7 protein-coding genes and 1 pseudogene are annotated in these 5122 nt (G+C 62.4%); 5 read left to right on the top strand and 3 right to left on the bottom strand.

Features of this window, described 5'->3' with window-relative positions; genetic code table 11:
* Positions 1-36: 36 nt before the first annotated feature.
* The 3 genes from EOD07_RS21850 to EOD07_RS21840 form a co-directional block, all read right to left on the bottom strand.
* Positions 37-462, bottom strand: coding sequence for an OsmC family protein (locus tag EOD07_RS21850; protein ID WP_127236948.1), 426 nt, complete (start codon positions 460-462; stop codon positions 37-39).
* Between the two features lie 200 nt (positions 463-662).
* Positions 663-1061: a DUF2306 domain-containing protein gene (locus EOD07_RS21845; RefSeq protein WP_127236947.1), complete on the bottom strand. Its 399-nt coding sequence runs from the start codon at positions 1059-1061 to the stop codon at positions 663-665.
* 33 nt (positions 1062-1094) lie between these two features.
* On the bottom strand, positions 1095-1616 hold the full coding sequence (locus tag EOD07_RS21840; protein WP_127236946.1) for a single-stranded DNA-binding protein: 522 nt from the start codon (positions 1614-1616) through the stop codon (positions 1095-1097).
* 237 nt (positions 1617-1853) lie between these two features.
* Between EOD07_RS21840 and EOD07_RS21835 the strand changes: the two genes are divergently transcribed.
* The 5 genes and pseudogenes from EOD07_RS21835 to EOD07_RS21815 all read left to right on the top strand — a co-directional run.
* Complete coding sequence (locus tag EOD07_RS21835; RefSeq protein ID WP_040987153.1) at positions 1854-2168, top strand: metalloregulator ArsR/SmtB family transcription factor; 315 nt, start codon at positions 1854-1856, stop codon at positions 2166-2168.
* A complete protein-coding gene (locus tag EOD07_RS21830) occupies positions 2165-2641 on the top strand; it encodes an SRPBCC domain-containing protein (RefSeq protein WP_127236945.1) in 477 nt (158 codons plus the stop codon). The genes EOD07_RS21835 and EOD07_RS21830 overlap by 4 nt, the downstream gene beginning before the upstream one ends.
* A 25-nt stretch (positions 2642-2666) precedes the next feature.
* On the top strand, positions 2667-3269 hold the full coding sequence (locus EOD07_RS21825; protein WP_040987151.1) for an ATP-dependent Clp protease proteolytic subunit: 603 nt from the start codon (positions 2667-2669) through the stop codon (positions 3267-3269).
* A gap of 74 nt (positions 3270-3343) precedes the next feature.
* On the top strand, positions 3344-3625 hold the full coding sequence (locus tag EOD07_RS21820) for a hypothetical protein (protein WP_127236944.1): 282 nt from the start codon (positions 3344-3346) through the stop codon (positions 3623-3625).
* Positions 3626-4634: 1009 nt separating this feature from the next.
* A pseudogene (locus tag EOD07_RS21815) lies at positions 4635-5122 on the top strand (excinuclease ABC subunit A); the annotation flags it as partial.

The raw sequence follows: 5122 nt of genomic DNA, 5'->3' as shown, positions 1-5122 counted from the left end.
CATGACCGCTTGAGCGACACCCCTACTGCCAACTGCCTACTTGGCCCCCGTATCGACCACCTCGAAATCATGCGTAAGCGTCGCCGTCTTCGCCATCATGGCGCTGGCCGAGCAGTATTTCTCGATCGACAGGTCGATCGCGCGCTTGACCTTGTCGTGCGAGAGCGCGCGGCCCTTGACGATGAAATGCATGTGGATGCGGGTGAACACTTTGGGGTCGGTCTCGGCCCGGTCGGCGTCGAGCTCGACCACGCAATCCTCGACCGCCTCGCGGCCCTTTTCGAGGATGTGGACGACGTCAAAGGCCGAGCAACCGCCGGTGCCGATCAGCACCAGCTCCATCGGGCTCGGTCCAGGCGTCTTGCCATCCGGCCCATGCGCCGTACCCAGCACGACCTTATGCCCACTGCCGGATTCGCCGACGAAGGTGCGTTCCTCGACCCATTTGACGCGTGCTTTCACGTTGATCTTCCTTGAAAAATTCCCGTCCGCGCTAAGGCGTGTTGAGATTCAGGTCAGGCCGCGCCGGAGTCGAAGACGGGCGCGAAGCGACCAAATTGGTGGTCTTCGAGAACCGGAGCGGAGCGTACTTGAAGTACGTGAGCACCGGAAGCACAGGAAGCCGCCATTTGCAGGCCGGCCTCACCTGAATATCAACACGCCTACTGGCCGAACACGACGATATGCATGATCCGACCGGGCAGCAGTGTGAAAATGCCCGCGCCAATCAGTGCAAAGACATAGAGCGAGATCATCACCTTGCGATGCTTTGCCACCCGATGGTTATGCGCGTGCCAGACCGCCAGCGGCACGGTGACCAGCACCAGGATCGACAACAGATGGATCGGACTGAACGGCCCGATGAGCCGTATTTGCTGGATCCAGAAGCTGGATATGGCGATGATCAGCATCAGCGCCGCCCAGGCATAACCCAGCGCGCGGTGGCGCATAGTCCCCTTCGGCAGCGCCAATTGGGCGCCGCCGATGGCTAAAGCGGCGAAGGCCGCGAAGGCATGCCATGGGATGGGAGGCGGCGCCGACAGAAGCGGTCCGAACGACATCGCGCCTTCCTTCAAATGCCCGTTTCGAGACACTTAGAACGGGATCTCGTCGTCCAGCTCGCGCGACGAGCCGCCGCCACCGCCACCTCTGGAACCGCCGCCACCACGGCTGAAACCTTCGTTCGGGCCGGACTGGCCGAAATCGGAGCCGCGGCTGCTGCCGCCGCCGGAATAATTGCCGACCTGGCCGCCGCCACCCTCGCCGCGCGCGTCGAGCATCTGCAACTCGCCGCGGAATTTTTGCAGCACGATCTCGGTCGTGTAGCGGTCGTTGCCGGTCTGGTCCTGCCATTTGCGGGTCTGCAGCTGGCCCTCGACATAGACCTTCATGCCCTTCTTCAAATACTGCTCGGCCACCTTGGCGAGCTGGTCGTTGAAGATCACGACATTATGCCACTCGGTCTTTTCCTTGCGCTCGCCCGAGTTCTTGTCGCGCCAGCTTTCCGAAGTGGCGATGCGGATGTTGACGACCGGATCGCCGGAATTCAGGCGGCGGATTTCAGGGTCCGCCCCGAGATTGCCGACCAGAATGACCTTGTTGACGCTACCCGCCATCTCACTTCTCCGCGCTCATCCGAAACAAATTTTAAGTCGCTCACCTTACAGCCTTGGGGTCGCCCATGCCCGCAAAGGCTGGCTTTTCCCACAAGGTTTTTGTTCTCTTTTCGTTCTAGTCAGAACCGTCCTTTCTGTCAAGGAATGTCAGCAAAGGCGGCGCCTGAACGTGTATCTCGATATGGCGATCAAATAGAAGCTTGCCAAATCGATAAGTATCGACTTATGCTTTTATCCATGATCGAGGCAGAGATTTTCCGGGCGCTTGCCGACCCGACGCGCCGCGCCGTTTACGAGCGGCTGACCGCCAGCGAGATGAGCGTGAGCGAGCTGCGCGCCGGCATGAGCGTGTCGCAGCCGGCGGTCTCGCAGCATCTCGCCGTGCTGCGCAGCGCTGGCCTCGTGGTCGAGCGGCGCGCCGGCCGCAACGCCTATTACCGCGCCGATCCGCAAGGGCTCGACCCCCTGCTCGGCTGGATCGAGCGCTACCGCGCCTTCTGGCCGGAACGCATCGAGAAGTTGAAGACGGTTCTGAAGGGAATGGATCAATGACGGCACCCGAAAACCCGACGGTCGACGAAGCGCCGCTCAGCTTCGAATGCGACCTTCCCGATCCGCCGGAAAAAGTCTGGCGGGCACTGACCGAGCCGGAACTGCTCGCCGCCTGGCTGATGCCGAACGACATCAAGGCGGAAGCAGGCAGCCGCTTCGCCTTCGCCGGACCGGATGCGCCGATCGAATGCGAGGTGCTCGAGGCCGAGCCCGGCAGGCTGCTGCGCTACTCCTGGCGCGAGCGGCCCGGCGCGAAGGATGCGGACCAGTTCCCCGCCTTCGACAGCATCGTCACTTTCACGCTTGCCGGCACCGCCTCGGGCGGCACGCATCTCCGCATCGTGCATGACGGCTTCGCGCCGGCCGCGCAGCCCCTCGTCGCTGTTTCCGGCGCCGGCTGCGGGCTTTCGCTTTACGCGCGCAAGAACCCGACCTCCGCCAATGCGCCCTCAATGATGCTGCGCGCGGCCTGATCGATAGAAGCAGAGGAAACCCGTCATGAGCATTGCCAACCTTGTGCCGATGGTCATCGAGCAATCGAGCCGCGGCGAGCGCTCCTTCGATATCTTTTCGCGGCTGCTGCGCGAGCGCATCGTCTTCATCAATGGCGAGATCAACGACAATGTCTCGGCGCTGGTCTGCGCCCAGCTTCTGTCGCTGGAATCGGACAATCCCGACAAGGAGATCTCGCTCTACATCAACTCGCCCGGCGGCATGGTGACCAGCGGCTTCGCCATCTACGACACCATGCAATACATCTCCTGCCCGGTGTCGACGGTATGCATGGGCTTTGCCGCCTCGATGGGCTCCTTCCTGCTGATGGCAGGCTCCCCGGGACGCCGCATCGCCCTGCCCAACACCAGGATCGTGCTGCATCAGCCGCTCGGCGGCTTCCAGGGCCAGGCCTCCGACATCCAGCGCCACGCCGAGGACATCGTGCGCACCAAGCAGCACATGACCGAGCTCTACGCCAAACATTGCGGCCGCACCTACGAGGAGGTCGAGCGCACGCTCGACCGCGACTATTTCATGAGCGCCGCGGAAGCGAAGGACTGGGGTCTCGTCGACCACGTCTACGACACGCGCAAGAAAGCGGCCTGACGTCGCGGTAGACGCGCGGCAATTTGATCGCCGCGCGTCTGGCATCGCTCCAGCCGCGTCCCTATAGTCCGCGTATGATCGGATCCGTTCAGCCCAGACATGTGTGCGCTATCCTCGCCGCGCTTGCCGCCGCGCTGATGGCCGGCACCGCGCTTGCCGACGACAGCTCGACGCAGAAATTGCCAGGGGTCAGCGACGACTACCGCATCGCCAAGCCGGCGCCGCAGCCGGAACCGGATGACGCGCAGCCCGCCGGCAACAACGGTTCGTTCAAGATCGGCAACACCGATGTCAGGATCGGCGGCAGCATCACGATCGACATGGCGACGGGCGGCATGAAGCTGCCGAACCGCTGATCGTCCTGCCACGGGAATTTTGTCTGATTGGGTGATACCTGTCAGCGCAATCCACACGACTGTGGCGATTGGCTGAGGCGCTTCTCAGCCCATCATTCTATGGCGAAGCAAGGAGCGAAGCGACGCGGCGCAGACCATAGAAGCCATGCCGTTACGCCAATGCGATGCGACGGTACAGAATTCTGCACCGTTGCGCCCCTCGACTGAGGTAACGGCATGGATCCTTGGGTCTTCGCTTCGCTACGCCCAAGGATGACGAGAATGACAAAATGTAAGCCCCATCCCTGCTGTGCAGACGGATGGGGCTTCATGGATCTGAAATCCAACTTTAGCCGGGAGTGGACTGCCGGCGTTCTGTTTCGGATGCAACGCGGCGTTCAGCCGACGATCCGACTATCGTCTCTGATTGTAGGGAATCGGCAAGTCACGGTTTGTCGGGCTGGCGTTTCAAGTCTGCCCTGGCACTTATGCCCGCCGCGGCTCCATCTCCGTGTGGAGCCTCAAGGGACTGTCCGGTGGCGTCATGCTCCGCTCCTGGGTCCGTTGCGACAATGTCGTTCGAAGCGCAAATCGCTATCGCCTGCGGCGTCTCGCAGGCCGCCTGTTGGGCGGCGAGGCCATCGAAAGACGGCCGGCTTCGTTGACGGTTTTGAGACTGCTCCCCTAGGTCTGCGACGTCAACCGTCGATAGCCGGTTACCGAAAAATGTGATCGGCAGGAGGTTACGTACGGGTAAGCCGGGTGGCCCTGTGGATCAATGGGACGGGATCGGCGGCACTTGTGTCCACGGCGCCTGGCGCGATTGTTTCCACAGCGCTTTGTCAGGAGCGTGTTCGGCCTTTGTTCTTTCCGCTTGCCCCCTCGCGCGAAAGGCGGTTAAACCCAAGATAGGCTTCTTCCGTCGAGATTGTGGCGTCTCTCGACGCGGCGGCAAAACAACCTACATATGGGATGGCCGGGACGAACCCGCCCAATCCAGCAAATTCCAGATCTGAGGCGGCGACCGGCGATGGCCGACCAAAAATACCTTTCCATTCGCGGGGCGCGCGAACACAATCTCAAGAACGTCGATCTCGACCTGCCGCGTGACAGCCTGATCGTCATGACGGGGCTGTCCGGCTCCGGCAAGTCGTCGCTCGCTTTCGACACCATCTATGCCGAGGGCCAGCGCCGTTACGTCGAAAGCCTGTCGGCCTATGCGCGGCAGTTCCTCGAGATGATGCAGAAACCGGACGTCGACCAGATCGACGGCCTGTCGCCCGCCATCTCGATCGAGCAGAAGACCACCTCGCGCAACCCGCGCTCGACGGTCGGCACCGTCACCGAAATTTACGACTACATGCGCCTGCTCTTCGCGCGCGTCGGCATCCCCTATTCGCCGGCCACCGGCCTGCCTATCGAGAGCCAGACGGTGTCGCAGATGGTCGACCGCGTGCTGGCGCTGGAGGAAGGCACGCGCCTCTATCTGCTGGCGCCGATCGTGCGCGGCCGCAAGGG

Source organism: Mesorhizobium sp. M2C.T.Ca.TU.002.02.1.1 (assembly GCF_003997225.1).
The sequence above is the reverse complement of the archived record's forward strand: the minus strand, read 5'-3'. Positions and strand labels throughout refer to the sequence as shown.